The following is a 22,461-nucleotide window of genomic DNA, read 5'->3' as shown; positions in this document are numbered from 1 at the left end:
CCCGATCAGTTGCGCGACCCGCGGCTGGCTCAGCGGTCGGATTTTCGGCCCTTTCTGCCTGTGGAGAAGAAAACTCTCCTCTCGGGCGTCGAAGGGAAAAGCGGTGCCAAGTCTCCACCCCAAAAGGCATTCCGCGTCCCTTGCGTCGGTGGCGGATCTCGCGACATTTAAGGGTGACGAGAGACGGTCAGGACGATGAGCCAATCCGCATACGATCCCTTCGGCGAGCCGGTTCCCGCGGTCGACAATTCGATCGTGAACGGACGTGCGTCGCAATGGCTGAAGACGGCGGGCACCAGCGTGTTCTGGGTGCTGGTCGCGGCCATCGTGCTGGCGCGTGCCGTCTATTTCGAGCCCGGTGTGTTCAGCTTCGAACGCGCCGTTGCCTGGGCGCAGGGTCTGCTCGCCGCGCTTTAGCCGGTGGCCGCAGCGCCCGTTGCGGGGCCGCCGCCTTCTCACGAATAATGCCCTCGAACGCGACCGCTGCAGGCACCTCCAGCCGTCCCGGCGATTTCAGTTGCCACAGCGTGCGCTCGATATGGGCGCCCCTGATCGGGATCACCTTCAGCTTTCCGAGCCTGACCTGATCGTCGATCGTTGCCATCGAGACGATGGCGACGCCAACGCCCGCGGCCACGGCCTGCTTGATCGCTTCCGTGCTGCCGATCTCCAGCGTCCGTTTCGGCTCGACGCGCTGGCTGGCGAGCGCCTGGGCGACCACCTCGCGGGTGCCGGAGCCCGGCTCGCGCACGATCAGGATCTCGTCCTCCAACAGCCGCAGGTCGATCGGGCCCGCGGCCGCCGCGAAGCGATGATCGGGAGCCGCGATTAGTCCCATGACATCGGTGCGCCAAGCCTCGCTGATCAGGTTCTCGTCTTCGACCGGCCCCTCGACCAGGGCGATCTCGATCTCATGCGCCAGCATCAGGCCGGCGATGTCGCTGGTGTTGGCGCTGACGACGTGCAGGTCGATGCCGGGAAAGGCGCGGTGGAAGATGCCGAGATAGTCCGGGATCATATAGGTCGCGATCGTCGTGCTGGCGCCGATCCGCAGCGATCCGCTATCGAGGCCGCGCAGGGCCTGCAGCTCATCCTCCGCCGCCCGCTCGGCCGCGAAAAGGGTTTCGGCGTGGCGCGCCAGCGCGGCGCCTTCCCGGGTCGGGCGCACCCCCTTCGGGGTCCGGTCGAGCAGGCGGCAGCCGACCTGCAACTCGAAATCCCGTACCCCCTTGGAGATCGCCGGCTGGCTGATGTGCAGGAGCTCGGCGGCGCGGGAAAAGCTCCCGGTCCGGGCCACGGCCGCGAACAGTCGGAGCAGGTGCAAGTTGAGGGACATAACTTCTCTCTATTGGGGCAGTCCTAAAATATATTAGCCAATGCGGCGGCCATAACGCATAGATTCTTCTCCAAGAAGAGGAATTCGTGCCGGAACAAGCCAAAGAATCGGACCATCAGGGGCAGGAGCCCGGCGCGCTGAAGCGCGCATTCCTGCTCATTCCCGGCATCCTCCTCTGCGGGGTGGTCACGGTCGTCTCGCTCGGCATCCAGGCCGTCGAAGAGCGTGTTTTCGACCACCCCTATATCGAGGCGCTCGTCGTCGCGATCCTGCTTGGGATGGCGGTCCGCACCGCCTGGCAGCCCTCGGAGCGCTGGCGCTCCGGCATCGCCTTCAGCGCGAAACAATTGCTCGAGGTTGCAGTCATGCTGCTCGGCGCCTCGATCAGCTTCGCCGCGATCGTGGCGTCCGGCTGGCTCCTGATCGCCGCGATTGCAGTCACCGTCGCGATCATGCTCGTGGTGAGTTTTGGTCTCAGCCGCTTGCTCGGGCTCAAGACAAAACTCTCGATCCTGATCGCCTGCGGCAATTCGATCTGCGGCAATTCGGCGATCGCGGCGGTGGCGCCCGTCATCGAGGCCGACGGCGACGACATCGCCTCGTCGATCTCGTTCACCGCTATTCTCGGCGTCTTGATGGTGCTCGGCCTGCCGCTCCTGATCCCGCTCCTGAAACTGTCGGCGACGCAATACGGCATCCTGGCCGGCCTCACCGTCTATGCCGTGCCCCAGGTGCTGGCGGCGACTGTGCCGGCCGGTATCCTGAGTACGCAGATCGGCACGCTCGTGAAGCTCGTGCGGGTGCTGATGCTGGGGCCGATCGTGGTCGGCTTGTCGTTGTTCGTCGCCCGCCGCCGCAAGAGCGCGACCGGCGCTGCGAAGGCCGTTGCCATCAGCCCGTTCAAGCTGGTGCCCTGGTTCATCATCGGCTTCCTGGTGCTGGCGGCGCTGCGATCCTTCCAGCTCGTGCCCGACATCGCGATCGCGCCGGTGACGAAGACGGCGGCGATCCTGACCGTGGTCTCGATGGCGGCGCTTGGGCTCGGCGTCGACGTGCGCGTGCTGTCGACGGTCGGCGGGCGGGTCACCGCAGCCGTTACGCTGTCGCTGCTCCTGCTGCTCGGCTTGAGCATCGCGCTGGTGCATTTCTTCAAATAGCGTCGTCCTTCGCCGGTGCCCAGGAAATGAGCAAATGCACGTCGCGTCGGCGTCGCCCAGCGAACGGGCAACGTCGTTTCGAATGTCCAACGACCTGAAATGGCTGTGGATTTCGTTGCGGTCGCGTGCCGAACGGAATTGTACACAATGGCATGCGCCTTGCTTGAGTGAGCTTGAGACTTGTCTCGTTCGAGGCGCGCGGTATGACGATCTCAAGCGGCATCATTGCAGCCGAACCGGAGCCGGTCACGCTCGACTGGAGCAAGACCGCGCTCGTCATCATCGATATGCAGCGCGATTTCATGGAGCCCGGCGGGTTTGGCGAGACGCTCGGCAATGATGTCAGCCAGTTGGCCCGCGCGGTCGGGCCGATCGCCGCTGTGCTCGAGGCGGCGCGCGACGCTGGGATGCTTGTTGTCCACACCCGCGAAGGCCATCTGCCCGATCTCTCCGACGCACCGCCGGCAAAGGTCGCGCGCGGCGCACCGAGCTTGCGGATCGGCGATCCTGGTCCGATGGGACGAATCCTGATCCGCGGCGAGGCCGGCCACGACATCATCCCCGCGCTCTATCCGCGCAACGGCGAAATCGTGATCGACAAGCCCGGCAAGGGCGCGTTCTACGCCACCGGGCTCGGCGATGTCTTGCAGAAGCACGGTGTGGAAAACCTTCTGGTGTGCGGCGTCACCACCGAAGTGTGCGTCAACACCACCGTGCGCGAAGCCAATGACCGCGGCTATCGCTGCGTCGTGATCGGCGACGGCTGCGCATCCTACTTCCCGGAATTTCACGACATGGGCCTGAAGATGATCAAGGCCCAGGGCGGAATCTTCGGCTGGGTCTCGAACTCGGCCGCGGTGCTGGAAGCAATGGAGACGTCGAAAATACTGGCCTAGAGCATGATCCGGAAAAGCGCTGAAGCGATCTTCCGAACCCTCATGCTCAATCACAGACGGGGGGAGCACCATGAGCACGAGCATGATTGAGACGGCCGGCAAGCCTGCCTTCAAGCCGGCCCTGTGGACGCCGGGCGACTGGAACGCGCTGTTCGGCTTCGGCACCAACATCCTCGTAAACATGCTGGTGCTCACCGGTCTGTTGCGCTTCGTGCTGAAGATGCCTGACTCGCTCGTGTTCGGCCGCATCCTGCCGGCGCTCGGCCTGATGATGTGCCTCTCCATCTTCTACTACGCCTTCCTTGCCTATCGCCTGGCGCAGAAGACTGGCCGCAGCGACGTCTGTGCGCTGCCGTCGGGTGTCAGCGTGCCGCACATGTTCATCGTCACCTTCGTGATCATGCTGCCGATCACGTTGAAGACCGGCGATCCGATCAAGGGCTGGTCGGCCGGCCTCGTCTGGGTGTTCTTCCAGAGTTTCATCCTGATGATCGGCGGTTTCATCGCGCCCTACATCCGCAGGATCACGCCGCGCGCGGCGCTGCTCGGCACGCTCGCGGGCGTCTCCGTCACCTTCATCTCGATGCGGCCGGCGCTCGAAATGTACATGACGCCGCAGATCGGGCTGGTCTGCTTCGCCATCATCCTGGTGAGCTGGTTCGGCGGCGTGAGATATCCGCGTGGGATTCCGGCGGGCCTCGTCGCCATCGCTGCCGGCATGATTATCGCCTGGGGCTCGAACCTGTTCGGCCTCGGCCTTGGCGGCCTCAGCCTGAAGGGCGTCGGCGACGCCTTTGCGAACTTCGGCTTCTCGGTGCCGATCCCGACGGTGAACCACGTGTTCTCCGGCTTCGAATTCCTCGGCATCATCCTGGTCACCGCGATCCCGTTCGGCATCTACGATCTCGTCGAGGCGATGGACAACGTCGAAAGCGCGGAGGCTGCCGGCGACGCGTATCCGACCACGCGCGTATTGACCGCCGACGGAGTCGTCAGCCTGATCGGCTGCCTGATGGGCAATCCGTTCATCAACGCCGTCTATATCGGTCATCCCGGCTGGAAGGCGATGGGTGGGCGGATCGGCTATTCGGCCGCGACCGGCGTGATGGTGGTGGTGCTGTCCTGGTTCGGCATCATCTCTGTGCTGCTTGCGCTGGTGCCTGTGGTCGCGATCTCACTGATCCTGCTCTATATCGGCATGCTGATCGGCGCGCAGGCGTTCCAGACCACGCCGATCAAGCATGCGCCGGCGATCGTGCTCGCCCTGACGCCGCATCTTGCGGCCTGGGCGAAACTGCAGATCGACACCATGCTGGGCTCCACGCTGGTGGCCGCGCAGGCGGTCGGCGGGCTGGCGCCCGACAAGGTTGCTGCGGTAAAGACCGCGGCCGTCGCGGCGCTGCCGCAGCAGGGCGTGCTCTATCACGGGCTCGAGGTGATGGGCGGCGGCTCGATCCTCGCCGGCCTCGTGCTGGGTGCGATCGGCGTGTTCGTGATCGAGCGCGATTTCCTGAAAGCTTCGGCGTTTGCGCTTGCCGGCGCCGTGCTGACCTATTTCGGCTTCATGCATGGCGAGGCGGTCGGCGTCGGCGGCGGGCTTGGCGTGACGCCGGGTGTCGCGCTTGCCTATGTGGTGATGGCTGCCGGGCTGTTCGCACTCGGCCGCTCCGCCGGCAGCGAGAGCTTCAGCTCGCATCCGGAAATCCCGGTCGCGGCGCCAGCGGAGTGAGGGCACTTTCAGGCCCTCATGGTGAGGGGCCGGCTGTTCATCCGCCCTTCACCGCGCCCGCGGTGAGACCGGCGACGATCTGCCGTTGCGCCATCACGGTCAGCAGCAGCACCGGGGCCGTCACGATCAATGCGGCGGCCGCGAGCGGTCCCCAACTCAATTGGTCGAACGAGATCATGTTGTAGACGGCGACCGGCAGCGTGCGCGTCTCGCGCCCGGCCAGCACGATGCCGAACACGAAATTGTTCCAGGAGAAGATCACCGCGAGGATGAAGGCGACCGCAAGCCCTGGCTTTGCGATCGGCAGCGCGACGTGGCGGAACACCTGCCAGCGCGTCGCGCCGTCGATCAGCGCGGCTTCCTCGAGCTCCAGCGGGGTGGTCTCGAAATAGCCGATCATGATCCAGATCACGATCGGCACCGTCACCACGAGATGGATGATGATCTGCGGCACCAGCGTGCCGAGTAGGCCGAGCCACTGGAACAAAAGGAAAAGCGGGATCAGGTAAGACAGGCCCGGCGTGATGCGCGCGATCAGGATCACGACCGCCGATTTATGGGCGGCCATCCGTGCGATGCCGTAGCCCGCGGGCACGCCGACCAGCATCGCCAGGCCCGTGGCGCAGCCTGTCACGATCAGGCTGTTGACGAAGTAGGTCAGGAACCGGTTGGAGGCGAGCACGTCGGTATAGTTCTTCCAGGCGACATGCTCGGGGATGAACACCGGCGGATAGGCGGCGTTGTCGACCTCGAACTTCAGCGACAGCGACGCCATCCAGAGGAAGAACAGGATGGCCGGCGAGACGATGACGAACACCGACAGCCAGAGGCCGATCTTGCCGAGAATATGCCGTGGGGTCATGCGCCGCTCGCGATCTCGGTCCACAGCATGCGCTTGCGCGCATACAGCATCAGCGCGGCGAGCGCGATGATCAAGAGGAAGAACACCACCGCGATCGCCGAGCCGTAGCCGAGGTCGTAATAGACGAAGGCGACGCTGTAGAGATAGACGTTGATGGTCTCCGATGCCGAGCCGGGCCCGCCCTGGGTAATGGCGAAGATGATGTCGAAACTCTTGACCGCGTCGATCATCCGGATCATGCCGGCGATGAACAGGAACGGGGTGATCAGCGGCAAGGTGATGAAGCGGAACATCTGCCAGAAATTGGCGCCGTCGATCTGCGCGCTCTCATAGGGCTCGGTCGGGATCGCGGCGAGGCCTCCGAGCACGATCAGCATCACCAGCGGCGTCCACTGCCAGGTCTCGACCAGCACCAATGACGGAATCACGGTGCTCGGATTGAACACCCAGAGCTGCGGCGGCAGGCCGACCAGCGAGAGCACGTAGTTGAGGACGCCGAGCTGCGGGTGGAACATCATGGTCCACACCAGCGCGATCGCCACGGGCGTGGCCATCATCGGCATGATGAAGATGCCGCGCAGGAAGCCGCGCGCGGCGAATTTCTGGTGAAACACCACGGCCGCCAGCGTGCCGAACACCAGCGGCAGCAGCACGGAGAGCGCAGTGTAGAAGATGGTGTGCCCGACCGCCTCGATGAAGCGTGGATCGTTTGGCAGCCGCAGATAGTTGGCGAGCCCGACGAAGGTAGTCGGCGAGCCGACTTTCCATTCGTTCAGGCTCATCCAGATCGTGAACGCCCACGGAAAGACGATCACCGCCAGAACCACGACGAGTGCCGGGATCACGAACGGCCAATAGGACGGCGGACGCCATTCACGTTCCGGCGCGGCATCCTCAGCCGCAGCCGGGGAGGCTTGTGTCACCACACTCACGCTTTTTCGCTACGCTCCAGGATCGGCCGGAATTGCTCGTGCGCCTTCTTCAGCTCGGTTGCCGGATCGGCGCCGGACAGGGTTGATGTGATCGCCGCGCCGACGATGTCGCGGAATTCGGCGACCGGGATCACAACGGGTAGTCCGAGCTTCGAGATCTTGGCGGAATCGATCACCGATTGCAGCCATTCCTTCGGCATCTTCACGCCCTGCTGGATCTCGGGATCGTTCAGGATAGAGTTGCGGAACGGCACGCCGCCGCCGGCCTGCAGCAGCCGCGCGCCTTGCTTCTTCGAGACGACCCATTGGCAGAGCAGGTAGGCAGCTTCCTTGTTCTTGCTCGCCGCGGCGATGCCGATGCCGTCTCCGTAGGTCGCCGAATATTGTCCCTTCGGTCCGGCGGGCACCACGGTGTAGCCGACCTTGCCGACCACGCGCGAGGCCGCCGGGTCTTCCAGCGGCGGCGCCCAGCCGACGCCGTCGATCCACATCGCCGATCGCCCCTGCGTGAAGGACGCCATCGATTCCATCCAATTGAAGCCGGCGACGCCGGGCGGCGCGACCTTGGTCAGCAGCGTCTGATAGAGCTTGGTCGCCGCGACCGCCTCGGGCCCGTCGGTCAGGATGTTACCCTTGTCGTCGAGGAATTCACCGCCGTAGTTGAGATAGAAGTTGGTCCACAACGTCATGTTGGCGTTGCGCAGGCCGCGTCCGACAAAGCCGAAGGTGCCGTCCTTGGGATCGGTGAGCTTTTCCGCGGCCGCGACCATCTCGTCGAGGGTCTTCGGTACCGCGACGCCCTTCTTCTGGAACAGCTCCTTGTTGTAATAGAGGATGAAGTAGTCGACCGACCACGGCAGCGACAGCATCTGCCCCTTGTCGTTCTTGGCGTATTGCAGGCCGGCCGCGGAGAAATCGCTTTCGACCAGATCGGGCGCGGTCAGCGTCGGGTCCTTCATGTAAGGCGTGATGTCGGCGAGCCAGCCGGCCTTCTCGAATTGCCGTTTCTGCACATGGTAGCTCAGATGGATGACGTCGAAGCTCGGTCTGCCCGAGGCGAGCTCGATCACGGCCTTCTGGCGCTGCTGCTGCTCGGGGATCTGCTCCGACTCGACCTGGATGCCGGTGAGCTCGGTGAATTCCTTGATGTACTTTTGCAGGTTGTCGCCGCGCGGACCCTTGGCGAGGATGACCTCGAGCTTGGTGCCGGCATATTTCTTCCAGTTGACCTCGGCGCGGGCGGGCAAGCCGGTCAGGGCGAGCGCGCCTGCGGCCGCCGTGCCGGCGAGCATGGCGCGCCGCGAGATCAGGTGACTTGTCATGTTTCTCTCCCGATTGTTCGTCTTGATTTTGGGAGATACTAGCGCGCGCGGATTGAATGCCTAGCCCTAATGTGCGCGGCACCGTGATGCCGCGCCATTGGGACGTACTTATGCCTTGACGAAAGCGAGCAGGGTGCCGTTGGCAGCAGCCGGCGGCACGCAGATGCTGCCGCCGCTGCGCACCGCGGTGGCACCAAGCGCCGTCTCGGTCGCCGCGAGATCGGCCGCGATCGCGAGACCGGCGCCGCCGCGCTCGGGCAGACCGTCGAGCGAGACGCCGGGGTAACGCTTGCCGAGCTGGTCTCTCGTCAGGAATACGAAGTCTGCGCGATCGCCGCCCGAGGGCACCGCAACGGCGCCGTCCGCGTCGTTCCTCGCCGCGATGTCGATCATCCTGGAAAGATGCGCCGCATCGGCCGCGGGTTCGGGCGAGACGATCAACACCTGCTTGAGACATTTTGCCCCGTTGGCGTGCGTCATCAACTCGGGAATCCACACCGTCTCGCGCGTCTTGTGCTGGCAGGCGAAGATGCGCACGCCGCCGGGCGCTTCCGCGGTCGGCCACTGGAAGGTACGGAATTTCGCGGACGAGATCGTGCCGTTGGGCATCGTCACCGGGCGCTCAAAATCGGTGGGGCCTATGGGCGCATAGCCGCGCGCACGGATCTCTTCGGCGCCGGCAGCCGAATCCACCGCCGTGAAGGCGATGCGTTCGATGCCTTCGCCGCGCTTCTCGAGGAAGGCGCGGGCCGGTGCATTGTGTTCGGTCGGCGTCAGCACGCCGAGCAATTCCATGTAGTCGGGGTCGAACATGATGGTGTAGTTGCCCGATCCCATGTGCGCGCTGTGGGTGCCGCGCGGCGACACGGTGAAGCCGAGCCGCTTGTAGTTCGCGGCGGCCTGGTCGAGGTCCTTCACCATGACCACGGCGTGATCGATTCCGATGACGTTTTTGAGTGCCACTTCTTGTCTTTCCCGGGCTGGAATGAGGTACTAAAGCTAACCAGAACGATCAGGCGCCCGCAAGAAAGGATCACGATGAACAGCAATGCAGTCCGTTGGCCCAATTCGCTCTGGGCCTCGGCAACGCCGGCCGGCCCTGATTGTCCCGAATTGACCGGCGCGCAAGAGGCCGACGTCGTCATCATCGGCGGCGGCTTTACCGGGCTGTCGACGGCCCTGCATCTGCGCGAGGCCAATATCAACGTCGCGATCGTCGAGGCGGCCGAGCCCGGCTGGGGCGCTTCGGGCCGCAACAACGGGCAGGTGATCCCGACGCTGTCGCGTCCCGATCCCGAGGACATCGTCGCCAGGCATGGCGCGGCCGGCGAACGCTTCGTTGCGATGTTGCGCGACAGTGCGTCGACGCTGTTCGACATCGTCAATCGTTACAAGATCGAGGCCGAGCACGAGCAGGCCGGCTGGGTGCAGCCGGTGCACTCGCCGGGCCGCATCAAGATCGCGGAGCGGCGCGTGCGGCAATGGTCGAAATTCGGCGCGCCGGTCGAACTGCTGTCGCGTGAGCAGGTCAGGGACATGCTCGGCTCGGAGGCATGGCACGGCGGGTTCTGGAACAGGACGGGCGGCCACGTCAATCCGCTGGCGCTTGCGCGGGGACTGGCGCGCGTCGTGCTCGGCCTCGGCGCACGCATCTACGCGCGTTCGCCGGCGGTAAGTTTCGAGCGCCGCGGCGACAGATGGGTGGTGAAGACCGAAAAGGGCGAGATCTCGGGCCGCGCGCTGGTGGTCGCAACCAATGCCTATAGCGGCGAGTTCTCGAAATCGCTGGCGCCCGACATCGCCAATGAGGTGATGCCGGTCTTGTCCTGGCAGATGGCGACGCAGCCACTGTCCGACAACGTCCGCAAGACCATCATCCCCGGCCGACAGGCGATGTCGGATACCCATGGTGAGCTCTATTTCGCGCGTTACGACGCCCGCAACCGCCTCGTCACCGGCGGCGCCGTGATCGGTCCGGGCAACAAGGCCGAGCGGCTGAAGGCGCGGGTGACCGAGCGGCTGCAGCGGCTGTGGCCGCAGATCGGTGACGTCTCCTTCGACTATGTCTGGAACGGCTATGTCGGCATGACCACCGATTTCCTGCCGCGCATCCACAAGCTCGGGCCCAATGCCTATGGCTGGACCGGCTGCAACGGCCGCGCGGTGGCGCTGACCATGCCGCTTGGCCGCGAGCTCGCGAAGGCTGTCCGTGGCGCGCCGGATAATGAGCTGGCGCTGCCCTTCACCGAGCCGGTCACGATCCCGGCGCACGGCCTGCTGCGCAAGCTCGCGCCGTTGATGCTGCTGGTCTATCGCCGCCGCGACGCGCGGGAGATATAGCGCATGGAGGGGCCAGCCGCGCGAGGTGGGGGCTGGTCAGGCAACGTCGCGCTCCGAAGAATGGCAGCCAATCAGGTCCGGCGGAGCGCCGTGTTCACGAGGATTCCGCCGCCGGCGGATGGCGTTGTGGAAACCCCGACGCGACGCCGGCGTTATTGCCACATACCGATCCTGGGAGGTGGGCATGGCAAGGAAGCGCATTGGTATTCTCACGGGCGGCGGTGACGTCCCCGGCCTCAACGCGGTGATCAAGAGCGTGACTTATCGCGGAAGCGAGGACGACATCGAGGTCGTCGGTCTCCGCCGCGGTTGGGAGGCTCTCACGCACCTGAACCTCGACGACCCGGCCAGCAAGTCGCACTACGTGATCCCGCTGAACCGCGAAAACACGCGCGTCATCGACCGGCGCGGCGGCACCGTGCTGCACTCGAGCCGCACCAATCCCTCCAAAATGAAAAAGCTGCCCAATCATCTCGCGGGCCACGACTTTCCAGTTTCCCAAAGCACAAAAGGAGGCATCGCAACCACGACGTGGGACCTCACCGGCCAGGTGATGGCGAACCTCGCGGGGCTCGGCATCGAACATCTGATCGCCATCGGCGGCGACGATACGCTCAGCTATGCGGACAAGCTCAATGGGCTCGGCGTCAAGATCATCGCGATCCCCAAGACGATGGACAACGACGTCCGCAACACCGAGTACTGCATCGGCTTCTCGACTGCGATTACCCGCGCCAGCGACGCCATCCAGCGGCAGCGCACCACCGTCGGCTCGCACGAACGCATTGGCATTTTCCGGGTCTTTGGCCGTGATGCCGGATTCACGGCGCTCTACACCGCATACGCGACCTCGATCCGATGCGCCATACCGGAGTACAAGGTCAACCTCGACAAGCTGATCCAGCTTCTCCTCCAAGACAAGCACGGCAACCCAAGCAACTACGCGCTGATCGTGCTCAGCGAGGGCGCCGAGTGGGAAGGCTACAAGGTGCAGGAATACGGCGAGCCCGACGCCTATGGTCACCGCAAGAAGGCCAGCGTGGCCGAAGCGCTTGCCGACGAGATCAAGCGGCGCGCCGGCGAGGAGACCATCGTCTCCGACTTGACTTACGATCTGCGATCGGGCGATCCCGACTTCATCGACAAGCTTGTCGCCCTGACTTTCGGCAACATGGCCTACGATGCCATCCTGGAAGGCAGGACCGGCCTCATGTCGGCGCTGGTCGAGGGCCGCTACGACCTCGTGCCCATCCCTGACGCCAAGCTTGGGCCGCGCAAATTGGACGTCGCCAGCGCGTACAACACAGAGCGCTACCGCCCTCTCTATTCCAACAAGCGGGGGCTGCCGATTTTTCTCAACCGCGCATCATAGTGGCAAGCGCGTGCATTACGCATGTTGCGCGGATCGGCGTGTTACAGGTCTCTCACTTCGCCGCGTGCCGGATAGTTGTTTTTCAAGACAAAGTCGATCGCCGTAAGAATGTCGGAGAAATGCGGGCGTGCGAACGGCATCGTCTGGACGCTGCCAAAGTAGAGCGTGCCGTCCGGCCGTATTAGATACAGCGCCGGCTCGGAGAAGCGCGCTGGTTCTTCCACTCCTGCGGACGTCATTCCGCGACCCGACGAGATGAACAATCCCCAGCTCTGCGCGGCGGCGAGGTCGAGGCCATAGCCGATGCGTAGTCGGGACAATTCCCAGGTTTCCCTGGTCTGCTTTGCTCGTTGCTCCGAGTCGGACGATATGGCGACCACTGCAACGCCGCGTCTATCGAACTCGTCGAGCTTCGATTCCAGGTCTCTGAGCTGGCTCTTGCAGATGGGGCAGTGCAGGCCGCGATAAAACACGACAAGCGTGAAATGCTCTGGCTTCTCGCTTCTAAGATCAAACAAGCCGCCGCCGGCGAGGTTGACTTTGAGCGGCGGGACGGGCTGCCGTGGAAACAGCGGTACGAGATCGGTCATGTGTGTCATCCTTTCAGCATTTTTCATCGATCAGAATTGGGCTTTGAGACTCGTATCCGGACTGACGTCTTCGCTTGATGCTCTCCTTGGGGGAGGCGGCTTATTGGGCCTGTTGCCGACAACCGGTTGGGGTTGCTGCTCCTGCGATGTTGAGGCTCAGTATTCCGCATAGAATGTTCGTGGTGCGACCCATCGAAACATTCTCCGGCCGAACACGCTCGCAAGGCCCACAAACAGAACCGCTGTTCCGAGGTTCCACATCAGGATCATCAAGGTCGCGTCGATGGTGTGGAACAGCGACAACGCTGTCGCTGTGATCGCAGCCACAGCCAAGCTGCCCGTGAAGGTTGCGGCAGTCGGGCGGAGCGGAGCGGCATAGCGCAGCATCACAAGCATCGCGAGCGACAACGGTAAGCTGGTCAGCACCAGGGTCGCAAAGCAGCGTGCCGACTCTCCCAGGCTGATACCGTCAGGACCAATCGCGACCCACTGAACCAGGCACTGGTAGCCAGCATTCGAGAGCCACACGACCAGCGCCGGCCCTGGCAGAAGAAGCCAGAGGCGAGATCGGTCAGGGAGGCTGACCAGGAACGCCGCAGTGGCTGCCAGCACCCCGGTCAAAAGCGAGGTTGCCATGCTGACCGCAAAGGCCGGCTCGCGCAGCCGCTGAATGAAGTCGGGGCGAATTCCCTGATTGATCGCCAGCAGCGTCAAGACGACGGCCGCCAGCAGGAGCCAGCAGGCTGCCCGGACCACGGGCGGCCGCAGCCGCCGCACCGGCGTGACGTTCGCCGCAAGCGACGCAATGAGATCGGGCGTTTTCATGACGGTTCACTCGGATCGACGAGCATTTTCCGAAGGCTCTTCAGCGCACGGTGAACATTGACCTTGAGCGAGGTGACGGACATGCCGCTCGCCATGTTGGCCTCTTTCAATGACATCTCCTTAAGCTTGAGTAGCCGGAGGGCACGTCGCTGCGCAGGGGGGAGATTGTTGACTGCCTCCTCCAGTTTATGCCGGTCCGTGCTCTCCTCTAAGTTCGCTGGGGGCTCCCAAAAGGTTTCATGCTCGCCGGTCAAAGGTATTTCCCGGCCTCTGGCGCGGCCTTGACGGCGCAGCCGATCAACGAAGCGTCGTGTGGCGATAGCGACCAGCCATGGTGCAAACGGCCGGGCCGGATCGTAGGTCTGCCGAATTGAATGGACCGTCAGCAGGACGTCCTGGACCGCGTCCTCGACATCGCTGGGGTTCCAGAGCCGCCGTGCGCCAAGCGAGCGCAAATACGGCGTGATCTCCAACAGAAGCCGATGATAAGCGGTTCGGTCGCCCTCTTGAGCGCGGGCCATGAGGATGGACCAATCGACGTCCCTGGTAGCCGATGCCGATCCTTGCACGCCGCTGCCCCCGTCCTTCACGACGAGCTTCAGCGCCGGTCCGCTGCCGCGTGGGTCATGCGCCATTGGCGAAAGCTCCATTGACGGCTGGGGCACGCATACCCATAGCGGCAAGCCTCGCATCGAATGCCGTCATCAGGCGCCTCCCTGCTTCCGAGGCTGTGGCAGCTCTTCAAGCCAATGGTCGAGGGCAGCCTCCATGGCCAAGGGCGATCATGGCCAACGCAAGAGCAGCCCTCGGCAGATGAAAGTCCGTCCAACCTTCCGGTACCACCAGCCGAATGAACCGGCCTGTCTACAAAAATTCGTCGCGGGGGATAGAAAAGTTACGCGGCCGGAATCGGGACGGGGACTCCCCAATTCCGAAGACCGGGTGGCTGGCCAATGAGACGATTCGTGCAGTGCCGCGTGACTCCGGGGAAGCCAGCGCCTTCGGCTACGATCGGCCCGCAACCTGCGCGACGCTTTCTCAGTATGGAACGAGCTTGTCCTTGGCTTCAGCCACGCGGCTTACGAGGTGCGGCTGTTGCGCGGGTAAGAAATGGTTGGCGCGATTTCACGTTGCCGTGAGCGAGTAACTGCCACAGGGGTGGCTACGAACTGTTGAGTGGAGGCGCACATCAACGCGCTTCAAGCGTTTGAGATTCTCAACTGTCCTAGCCAGCCCTACTTGAGCGTCGAGGAACAGGGCACGAGAGCCCTCGCCTCTTCAACGGTCGGACATCTGTACCTGTGCTGGTTCGATGAGTTGCGACGTCTCGTCATTTGTTGATACATAGAGGAGACAGCCATGACCAAACTCGGAATTGTCAGTGCGGCGGCGGTTCTGTCGATGATTGCGGCAACGCCGGTGTTCGCAGACAGTTTTGCTCAGCAGGAGCCGGCGGCGTTCGCGAGTACCTACCCCAATGCAAATGTCCTGAGCGCGAGGGTATCTGGTTCATTCGGCAAGAGCCAGGCTTATGCCGCACACGCACAGATCGGGCGGCACGCCACGCGCGCAGCCCGACCCAGGCACGGGTCATGATCGACGTCGGTATCGGTCCAAGTGCATGATGCGACATCAATCCTAACGAGCTCTCGCTGCCGAGCCCGGCAGCGAGAGCGTATTAGCGCTCTCTCGACGGCTCGCGGTGCAAGGCCGCAACAGCAAACAGAGGCGTGCAGGCGTATCGAAGCCTGCAACGGGACATTGACGTGGGGCGGAACTTCTGACCGACCGGAAGCTAATTGGAGCAAGCCGCGATGCCCGCTCGCCTGAACCGGAAAAGACGCGGCTCAATCCGATCCGCCAAAGACGAGAGTGATGCCACTATTGAATCTAGCTACATCGGCGTAACCTTCGGTCAGGCAAGAGTGAATGGGCTCGAGGCAGGCTGCGTTGTTTTGCCTGAAGAAAGGCAGTATCCAAATTGAGGTGCGCGAGCTGATGGGCTCCAATCCGTCTTGTAGGCGCCAGCCTCTTGGTCGGTGCGGCTCTTAGCATGTGACGCCGGTTCGGGAGACAGATGTCGACGTTTAGGCTCGGATGTCGTTACGCGTTCTCCGATGGCGTGCCGCGCCGGTCGTTCCTTGTTGCCGTTGTCGTGGGGACGGTGTTGAACCTCATCAATCAGGGTGACGCACTGTTCGGCGCAATGCCGATCAATTGGTTCAAGGTCATTCTGACTTACTTCGTGCCATATGCTGTTTGCACCTATGGCGCGGTTTCGATTCGAATTCGCAACCCGCCTCGATGAGCGGAATCGAACGCGCAGCTTCTCATCCCTGATGCCAGGCTTAGGCCGTGCAAATTGGACGTCGCCAGCGCGTACAACACGGAGCGCTACCGTCCTCTCTATTCCAACAAGCGGGGGCTGCCGATTTTTCTCAACCGCGCTTCATAGGGCGGCGGGTGGTAATCCAATCGCGCATATTGGCTAATCCGGGTGCGCCGTTGGCGCGTATCGACACCGGTTCCAGAGAGAGGCCATAATCCGACGTGGAACTTATCTTAACACCATAGGTTATTTTCTCGAATGAGCAGCGCCGTCGCCCCCGGCGCAGCGAGCGCCGAGGCGAAGGCGCTGAGCTGCGGTCGGAGGGATGCTCATGAGACTCACCATTTCAGTCATCAAAGCTGACATTGGCTCTGTTGGCGGCCATACGAAACCATCTGCACGCATGATGGCGACTGTCGAACAGGCGGTCGCGAAAGCGATCGACGATCGCCTCTTGATCGACGGTTTCGTCCGCCATACCGGCGACGACATTGCGATCATCATGACGCACACGCGGGGCGAAGGGAGCGCCGAAGTTCATCAATTCGCCTGGAAGACGTTTCTCGCGGCCACTGCGGTTGCGAAGACCGCCGGGCTCTACGGCGCCGGCCAGGACCTTCTCGTCGACGCTCCTTCCGGAAACGTTCGCGGCGCAGGCCCGGCCGTCGCCGAGCTCAGTTTCGACCACAATCTCTCGGGCGCGAGACCCGCGGAGTCCTTCCTGGTGTTCGCCGCCGACAAATGCGGCCCCGGCGCCTACAACTTGCCGATCTATCTCGCTTTTGCCGATCCCATGTATTGCGCAGGGCTGATGCTGCCCCCGATGATCAAGGGATTCCGTTTCCACGTCATCGACATGGATAACACGGCCGGCGACAGCGTGATCGAGCTCGATGCGCCCGCAGACGGCTACCACATTGCCGCGCTGCTCCGCGACAACGAACGCTTTGGCATCGATCGTATCATTTCCCAAACCTATGGCGAGGTCGCCGTCGCCGTCTCGGCGCAGCGTCTTCACTCGATCGCCGGCAAGTACACCGGCAAGGATGATCCGGTCGCAATCGTCAGGAACCAGGGGATTTTCCCCGCGCCTGAAGAGATCATCTCGCCGTTCGCCAAGGCGCATTTCGTCGGTGGCGATGCACGCGGCTCGCACGTGATGCCGCTCATGCCTGTGCCGCTCAACACACCGGTGACAGGCATGTATTGCTTGCCGATCGTCTCTTGCGTCGGCTTCTCGATCGACAGGGACGGAAAATTCGCGGAGTCGTATACCGATTTCTTCGACAACCCGGCCTGGGACGAGGTCCGCCAGCGCGCCCAGCGCAAGGCAATCGAGATGCGCAGCCAAGGCTGGTCCGGCGCCGCGATGCTGCCCTATTCCGAGCTGGAGTATGGTGGCTTCCGCGATACGGTATCCGCACTGCTGAAGCGCTTTCGGCTGCGCGAGGAGCGCAGGCCGGAGGCGGCGGAGTAGGGAGCGCGGCGTACCGCGCGTGCCCGGCTACACGGCCGCCGTGTCGTGCTCGCGCGCGAACTGGCCTCCGGGGATCGCGGCAAGCAGCGCCTGGGTGTAGGGATCCTGCGGGTTGCCGAACACGTCGGCGGTCAGCCCGTGCTCGACCACGGCGCCATCCTTCATCACGGCGACGAGGTCGGAGATTTGCGCGGCCACGCGCAGATCGTGGGTGATGAAGATAATGGAGAGCCCAAGCTGCTGGCGTAGCTCGGCCAACAGCTTCAGCACCTGCGCCTGCACCGAGACGTCGAGCGCCGAGACCGGCTCGTCGGCGACCAGCACGTCCGGCCTCAGTGCGAGCGCGCGCGCAAGGCCGATGCGCTGGCGCTGGCCGCCGGAGAATTCGTGCGGAAAGCGGTCGCCGGCGGACGGGTCGAGGCCGACGAGCGCGAATAGCTTCTTCGCCTCCTCGATCGCGGTGGCGCGATCCGCGCCGTGCACGATCGGTCCCTGTGCCACCAGCTCGGCCGCCTTGCGCCGCGGATTGAGCGAGGCGAAGGGATCCTGGAACACCATCTGGATGTGACGCGTTTCGCGCCTGACGTCATCGCGCGGAAGCTTCGCCCAATCCTTGCCGTCGAGCAGGATTGATCCCGCAGCCGGATCGATCAGGCGCACGATGCAGCGGGCGAGCGTCGATTTGCCCGAGCCGGATTCGCCGACGATGCCGAGCGTCGCGCCGCGCGGCAGGCTGAGCGAAACATTCTTCACGGCTTCCGTGACCCGTGCGCCGCGGCCGAGGAAGCCGCCGGTGCGGTAGGTCTTGGAGACGTTGTTGATGGTCAGGACATCCTTGCCGGACAGGATTCGCGGCGGCGGCGCCTTCAGCGGCGGCACGGCGGCGATCAACTTCTTGGTGTAGGCGTGCTGCGGGGTGTTCAGCACCTTGTCGGCGGCGCCGTGCTCGACGATCACGCCGTGCTGCATCACCACCACGTGGTCGGCGATCTCGGCGACGACGCCGAAATCATGGGTGATGAACAGCACCGCGGTCTTCTTGCGCTGCTGCAGGTCGCGGATCAGCTTCAGGATCTGCGCTTGCGTCGTGACGTCGAGCGCGGTGGTCGGTTCATCCGCGATCAAAAGCTTGGGGTCGAGCGCCAGCGCCATCGCGATCATGGCACGCTGGCGCTGTCCGCCGGAGAGCTCGTGCGGGTAGGCCTTTGCCGCTGCCTTCGGATCGGGAATCCGGACGTCCTCGAGCAATGCCAGCACCCGCGCGGTGATGTCGGCTTTCGACAATGTGGTGTGGATCGAGAACATCTCGGCGATCTGGTCGCCGATGGTGCGGAGCGGATTGAGCGCGGTCATCGGCTCCTGGAAGATCATCGCGATCCCGGCACCGCGCACCTCGCGCATCTCGGCTGGGTCGGCGGCGCAGAGGTCGCGGCCGTCGAACATCATCCGTCCCTGCTCGATTCCGACCTCGTTCGGCAACAGCCGCATGATGGCATTGGCCATCATCGACTTGCCGGAGCCGGACTCGCCGACCACGCAGAGGATCTCGTTCGACGCGATCGACAGCGAGACGTCGGACAGCGCGTTCGGTCGGTCCGCGCCTTTGGGCAGGGTGACCGTCACCCCGTCGAGGGAAAGGACCGCCTCGCTCATCGGCTCTTCAGCCTCGGATTGAGCGCGTCGTTGAGGCCCTGGCCGACCAGCGACACCGCGAGCACGGTGACGAGGATCGCAATCCCCGGGATCGCCGAGACGTACCACTGCACCCGCAGCACGTCGCGGCCAAGCCCGATCAGATTGCCCCAGGAGGCGACGTTGGGGTCGGAGAGCCGCAAGAAAGCGAGTGCGCTTTCGAGCAGGATCGCGACCGCCATCACCACGCTGGCATAGACGATGACCGGCGGCAGCGCGTTCGGCAGGATCTCGCCGAGGATGAGCTGGATATCCTTCATGCCGAGGGTCTTGCCGGCCTGCACGAACTCGCGGTTGCGCAGCGACAGGAATTCAGCGCGGGTCAGCCGCGCCGGCGCGGGCCACGACACCACGCCGACCGCGATCGTCACGGTGGTGAGCGTCGAGCCGAACACCGCGACCAGCACCAGGAGCAGCACGAAATTCGGCAGGGTCTGGAACGCCTCCGTGATCCGCATCAGCACATTGTCGACCCAGCCGCCGTAGTAGCCGGCAAAGGCACCGACCAGGATACCGATCAGGATCGCAATGACGGTGGCGACGCCACCGATCAGGAGCGAAATCCGCGCGCCGTAGAAGATCTGGGCGGCGATGTCGCGCCCCGAATTGTCGGTGCCGAGCAGGAAGCGCGGGTTGGAGAACGGCCAGACTAGCGGCCGGCCGGCGAGCGCCAACGGGTCGCGCGGATAGAGGAAGCCCGCGCTGATCGCCATCGCGATAACCAACAGCAACAGGATCAGGCCGATCACGGCGGCGGGGCTGCGGAAGTAGCGTTTTACCGCGTCCATGGTCAGCCCTCCGCCGCGATGCGCGGGTCGAGCCGCGCGTAGAGCAGGTCGACGATGAAGTTCACGACGATAACCAGCAGCGCGGAGACGAACACGATGCCGAGCAGCGTGTTGAGGTCGCGCTGCACGACCGATTCATAGGCGAGGCGCCCGAGGCCGGGCAGCGAGAACACGCTCTCGACCACGACAGAGCCGCCGAGCATGGTGCCGGCCTGCAGGCCGATCAGCGTCACCATCGGTAACAGCGCGTTGCGCAGCACGTGGCGGGTGACGACATGGGTCTCGTCCAGCCCCTTGGCGCGCGCCGTGCGCACGAAATCGAGGTTCAAGACCTCCAGCATCGAGGCGCGCATGATCCGCAAATACACCGCAAGGAAGATCAGCCCGAGCGTCAAGGTCGGCAGCACCAGGTGCGAGGCGATGTCGAGCATGCGCCAGACACCGGTCTGCACCGTGCCGATGTCCTCGAAGCCGCCCGGCGGCAGCCATTGCAGGTAGACCGAGAACACCACGATCGCCATCAGCCCGAACCAGAACGAGGGCGTGGCGTAGAAGATCAGGCCGAGGGTGGAGATCAGCGTATCCGGCCAGCGGTTGACGCCGCGCGCGGCGATCACCCCGAACACGAGGCCGAAGAAGAACGCAAACGACAGCGACGCGGTCATCAGAAGAATGGTTGGCGGCAGCCTCTCCAGGATCACGGTCGCGACCGGCTTGCCGTAGATCGAGGAGAAGCCGAGATCGAGCCGCACCAGCCGCCACAGGTAGTTGGCAAGCTGCGCGGGAATCGAGAGGTCGAGCCCGTAGAATTTGCGCAGCTCCCGGGCGGTCGCGGCGTCGCCGCCGCCCATCTGCGCCATCAGCCCATCGACGGTGTCGCCCGGCGCGAGCTGCAAGAGCAGGAACACGCCGATCAGGATCAGGACAAGGGTCGGGATCGAGGCGACGAGCCGCCGCCCCGCAAGGCTCAGGATACGCATGCTTTCATTCTGACGGATATGAGGTCAGGCCGAAAGCCAAAGATCGTGCCAGCTCGCCGAGCCCCAGCGCGGGGTGTTGGAGTGGTTGCGCGCCTTGGCGGTGATCACGGTGACGAAGATCTGCTCGATCGGCATCCAGACCGGCAACTCGGTGTTCACCTCCTTGACGAACTCGGCATAGAGCGCCTTGCGCTTGGCCGGATCGAGCTCGGTCAGGGCATTGTCGATGGTGGCGTCGACGGTCTTGTCCTCCCAGCCCCACTGGTTGGTCCAGGGCGCGCCCTTGGGCTGGCCGGAGCGATACCAGACCGTGGTCGAGACCGCCGGGTCGTTGCGGTACTGGTGCCAGCCGGTGGCGAGATCGAAGGCGTGGTCGTCATAGACCTGCTTGAGGAAGCCGCCGCCGTCATTGCGCACGATGTCGACCTGGATGCCGACCTCCGACAGCGACTGCTGGATGAAGGTCGACCACAGCGAGATGTCCTCGCCCCATGGCGCCGGCAGGAGCTTGAGCGAGAAGCGGCTGCCGCCGCTCGCCTTGAAGCCGGCCTCGTCGAGCAGCGCGATCGCCTTGGCCTTGTCGTAAGGGTATTGCGGCGTGCCGGCACCCGGATAGAAGTCGGTCGAGGTCGAGGGGATCGGCCCGGTGCCGAGTTTTGCAAAATCGCCGAGGAAGTTGTCGATAAAGAACGGCACGTTGATCGCATGCGCGACAGCGCGGCGAACGCGGATGTCGGACAGCTCCTTGCGGCGGAAATTGAACTCGATGGTGTTGGTGCGGGCGTTGCCTTCATTGCCCTTGGTCGAGACGATGAAGCGCTTGTCCTTGCCGAGCCGCGCCATGTCGGAGATGGTCAGGCCCGAGAACGGGCTGTAGTGCAGCTCGCCGGCCTCCATCTGCGCGGCCGCGGCGGCGCGGTCGGTGATCACCTTCCAGACGATGCGGTCGAGATAGGGGGCGTTCGGCCGCCAGTAGTCCGGGTTGCGGTCGGCGATGATGTATTGCCCGCGTTCATATTTGACGAATTTGAATGGGCCGGTGCCGACCGGCGCCAGGTTGGTCGGGTTCTGCCTGATATCGCCGCTCTCGTAGAGGTGCTTGGCGGAGACGTAGCCGAGGTCGGGCAGGGCCCGCAGCAAGAGGTTGAGCGGCATCGGCCGCTCGTACCGGAAGATCGCGGTCTGCGGGTCCGGCGTATCGACCGCGGTCAGGAAGAGCTGCAGCGTCGACCCATAATTGAGGATCTTCTTCCACATGTTCATCGCGGTGAATGCGACGTCTTCTGAGGTGAACGGCTTGCCGTCGTGCCAGGTGACGCCCTTGCGTAGCTTGAAGGTGATGGTCTTGCCGTCAGGCGTCGCCTCCCAGCTCTCGGCGAGCACGCCGACCGGCTGGCCGTTGGCGTCGAGGTCGACCAGATTCTCCTGGATCTTGCCGCCGATGATGTAGACGCCGGTCGAGGCCTGGATGCTCGGGTTGAGTTGGCGCTGCTCGGCGCCGTAGTGGACGTTGAACACGCCGCCCTTGCGCGGGGTCTCCTGCGCAAAAGCCCGCATCGGGTTGATGACATTGGCCGCAATCGCGGCCGAGGTCAGAAGTGCCGTGCGGCGGTTGATCTCAAGGCGGGTCAAGTCCATACGCGGGTCTCCAAGGGTCACTCAAGGCTCACATCTTTTGCCCCGCCATGGGCTCATGGCGGGGTTTGACCAATGTTACGATGGAAAGCGAACTTAAGTCATTTTCTAATGTCTTGGCCTTTCGGAAGATCGTTTCCGAAACCTGAAGTGGCATGCCGTGCCGGTCGACAACTTGAGTCCGGCCTGCGTGCGTCGC

Annotated in this window: 21 protein-coding genes; 9 read left to right on the top strand and 12 right to left on the bottom strand. The window is 63.9% G+C overall.

Annotated features, from left to right (window positions below; all coding sequences use genetic code 11):
- Nucleotides 1-195: 195 nt before the first annotated feature.
- Nucleotides 196-417, top strand: coding sequence for a hypothetical protein (locus ACFFWD_RS40550; RefSeq protein ID WP_376974999.1), 222 nt, complete (start codon nt 196-198; stop codon nt 415-417).
- Here the strand turns inward: ACFFWD_RS40550 and ACFFWD_RS40545 are convergent.
- Complete coding sequence (locus tag ACFFWD_RS40545; protein WP_376974998.1) at nt 365-1,336, bottom strand: LysR substrate-binding domain-containing protein; 972 nt, start codon at nt 1,334-1,336, stop codon at nt 365-367. The two genes, ACFFWD_RS40550 and ACFFWD_RS40545, sit on opposite strands and share 53 nt — an antisense overlap.
- A 137-nt stretch (nt 1,337-1,473) precedes the next feature.
- Between ACFFWD_RS40545 and ACFFWD_RS40540 the strand changes: the two genes are divergently transcribed.
- The 3 genes from ACFFWD_RS40540 to ACFFWD_RS40530 all read left to right on the top strand — a co-directional run bounded on the left by ACFFWD_RS40540 (nt 1,474) and on the right by ACFFWD_RS40530 (nt 5,118).
- Nucleotides 1,474-2,493 carry a YeiH family protein gene (locus tag ACFFWD_RS40540; protein ID WP_376975036.1) on the top strand — a complete coding sequence of 340 codons (1,020 nt, stop codon included), beginning with the start codon at nt 1,474-1,476 and terminating at the stop codon, nt 2,491-2,493.
- A gap of 203 nt (nt 2,494-2,696) precedes the next feature.
- Nucleotides 2,697-3,389, top strand: a complete 693-nt coding sequence (locus ACFFWD_RS40535) for a cysteine hydrolase family protein (protein ID WP_376974997.1) — start codon at nt 2,697-2,699, stop codon at nt 3,387-3,389.
- A gap of 70 nt (nt 3,390-3,459) precedes the next feature.
- Nucleotides 3,460-5,118 (top strand): regulator, encoded by a 1,659-nt coding sequence (locus tag ACFFWD_RS40530; protein ID WP_376974996.1) that lies wholly within the window; start codon nt 3,460-3,462, stop codon nt 5,116-5,118.
- A 37-nt stretch (nt 5,119-5,155) separates the two neighbouring features.
- Here ACFFWD_RS40530 and ACFFWD_RS40525 read toward each other — a convergent pair whose 3' ends face one another.
- The 4 genes from ACFFWD_RS40525 to ACFFWD_RS40510 form a co-directional block, all read right to left on the bottom strand.
- A complete protein-coding gene (locus tag ACFFWD_RS40525; protein WP_376974995.1) occupies nt 5,156-5,980 on the bottom strand; it encodes a carbohydrate ABC transporter permease in 825 nt (274 codons plus the stop codon).
- A complete protein-coding gene (locus ACFFWD_RS40520; RefSeq protein WP_376974994.1) occupies nt 5,977-6,912 on the bottom strand; it encodes a carbohydrate ABC transporter permease in 936 nt (311 codons plus the stop codon). The genes ACFFWD_RS40525 and ACFFWD_RS40520 overlap by 4 nt, the downstream gene beginning before the upstream one ends.
- Nucleotides 6,909-8,234, bottom strand: coding sequence for an ABC transporter substrate-binding protein (locus tag ACFFWD_RS40515; protein ID WP_376974993.1), 1,326 nt, complete (start codon nt 8,232-8,234; stop codon nt 6,909-6,911). The genes ACFFWD_RS40520 and ACFFWD_RS40515 overlap by 4 nt, the downstream gene beginning before the upstream one ends.
- Nucleotides 8,235-8,342: 108 nt before the next feature.
- Nucleotides 8,343-9,197 (bottom strand): VOC family protein, encoded by an 855-nt coding sequence (locus ACFFWD_RS40510; protein WP_376974992.1) that lies wholly within the window; start codon nt 9,195-9,197, stop codon nt 8,343-8,345.
- A 75-nt stretch (nt 9,198-9,272) separates the two neighbouring features.
- Between ACFFWD_RS40510 and ACFFWD_RS40505 the strand changes: the two genes are divergently transcribed.
- Both ACFFWD_RS40505 and ACFFWD_RS40500 read left to right on the top strand, forming a co-directional pair.
- Entirely contained in the window at nt 9,273-10,574 is a 1,302-nt protein-coding gene (locus ACFFWD_RS40505; protein ID WP_376974991.1) for an NAD(P)/FAD-dependent oxidoreductase, read from the top strand.
- Nucleotides 10,575-10,758: 184 nt separating this feature from the next.
- Nucleotides 10,759-11,946 carry a 6-phosphofructokinase gene (locus tag ACFFWD_RS40500; protein WP_376974990.1) on the top strand — a complete coding sequence of 396 codons (1,188 nt, stop codon included), beginning with the start codon at nt 10,759-10,761 and terminating at the stop codon, nt 11,944-11,946.
- A 41-nt stretch (nt 11,947-11,987) separates the two neighbouring features.
- Here the strand turns inward: ACFFWD_RS40500 and ACFFWD_RS40495 are convergent, their stop codons facing one another.
- From ACFFWD_RS40495 to ACFFWD_RS40485, 3 genes are all read right to left on the bottom strand, one after another.
- On the bottom strand, nt 11,988-12,536 hold the full coding sequence (locus ACFFWD_RS40495; protein WP_376974989.1) for a peroxiredoxin-like family protein: 549 nt from the start codon (nt 12,534-12,536) through the stop codon (nt 11,988-11,990).
- A 156-nt stretch (nt 12,537-12,692) separates the two neighbouring features.
- Nucleotides 12,693-13,361: an NrsF family protein gene (locus ACFFWD_RS40490; protein WP_376974988.1), complete on the bottom strand. Its 669-nt coding sequence runs from the start codon at nt 13,359-13,361 to the stop codon at nt 12,693-12,695.
- Nucleotides 13,358-13,996 carry a sigma-70 family RNA polymerase sigma factor gene (locus ACFFWD_RS40485; protein ID WP_376974987.1) on the bottom strand — a complete coding sequence of 213 codons (639 nt, stop codon included), beginning with the start codon at nt 13,994-13,996 and terminating at the stop codon, nt 13,358-13,360. Before ACFFWD_RS40485 ends, ACFFWD_RS40490 begins: the two co-directional genes overlap by 4 nt.
- A gap of 724 nt (nt 13,997-14,720) precedes the next feature.
- On the opposite strand from ACFFWD_RS40485, the gene ACFFWD_RS40480 reads away from it, so the two are divergent.
- The 3 genes from ACFFWD_RS40480 to ACFFWD_RS40470 all read left to right on the top strand — a co-directional run bounded on the left by ACFFWD_RS40480 (nt 14,721) and on the right by ACFFWD_RS40470 (nt 17,167).
- Nucleotides 14,721-14,957, top strand: a complete 237-nt coding sequence (locus tag ACFFWD_RS40480) for a hypothetical protein (RefSeq protein ID WP_376974986.1) — start codon at nt 14,721-14,723, stop codon at nt 14,955-14,957.
- 481 nt (nt 14,958-15,438) lie between these two features.
- Nucleotides 15,439-15,669, top strand: a complete 231-nt coding sequence (gene nrtS, locus ACFFWD_RS40475) for a nitrate/nitrite transporter NrtS (protein WP_376974985.1) — start codon at nt 15,439-15,441, stop codon at nt 15,667-15,669.
- A 346-nt stretch (nt 15,670-16,015) separates the two neighbouring features.
- Entirely contained in the window at nt 16,016-17,167 is a 1,152-nt protein-coding gene (locus ACFFWD_RS40470) for a fructose-1,6-bisphosphatase (protein ID WP_376974984.1), read from the top strand.
- Between the two features lie 27 nt (nt 17,168-17,194).
- Here the strand turns inward: ACFFWD_RS40470 and ACFFWD_RS40465 are convergent, their stop codons facing one another.
- From ACFFWD_RS40465 to ACFFWD_RS40450, 4 genes are read right to left on the bottom strand one after another with little or no spacing between them, the layout of a single operon-like run.
- On the bottom strand, nt 17,195-18,820 hold the full coding sequence (locus ACFFWD_RS40465; RefSeq protein ID WP_376974983.1) for an ABC transporter ATP-binding protein: 1,626 nt from the start codon (nt 18,818-18,820) through the stop codon (nt 17,195-17,197).
- On the bottom strand, nt 18,817-19,647 hold the full coding sequence (locus ACFFWD_RS40460) for an ABC transporter permease (protein ID WP_376974982.1): 831 nt from the start codon (nt 19,645-19,647) through the stop codon (nt 18,817-18,819). Before ACFFWD_RS40460 ends, ACFFWD_RS40465 begins: the two co-directional genes overlap by 4 nt.
- A 2-nt stretch (nt 19,648-19,649) precedes the next feature.
- Nucleotides 19,650-20,627, bottom strand: a complete 978-nt coding sequence (locus tag ACFFWD_RS40455; RefSeq protein ID WP_376974981.1) for an ABC transporter permease — start codon at nt 20,625-20,627, stop codon at nt 19,650-19,652.
- A 24-nt stretch (nt 20,628-20,651) separates the two neighbouring features.
- On the bottom strand, nt 20,652-22,265 hold the full coding sequence (locus tag ACFFWD_RS40450) for an ABC transporter substrate-binding protein (protein WP_376974980.1): 1,614 nt from the start codon (nt 22,263-22,265) through the stop codon (nt 20,652-20,654).
- Between the last annotated feature and the right edge of the window lie 196 nt (nt 22,266-22,461).

The organism is Bradyrhizobium erythrophlei (assembly GCF_042430365.1).
GTDB classification, from domain to species: Bacteria; Pseudomonadota; Alphaproteobacteria; order Rhizobiales; family Xanthobacteraceae; genus Bradyrhizobium; species Bradyrhizobium erythrophlei.
This window is presented reverse-complemented; position numbering and strand designations above follow the sequence as displayed.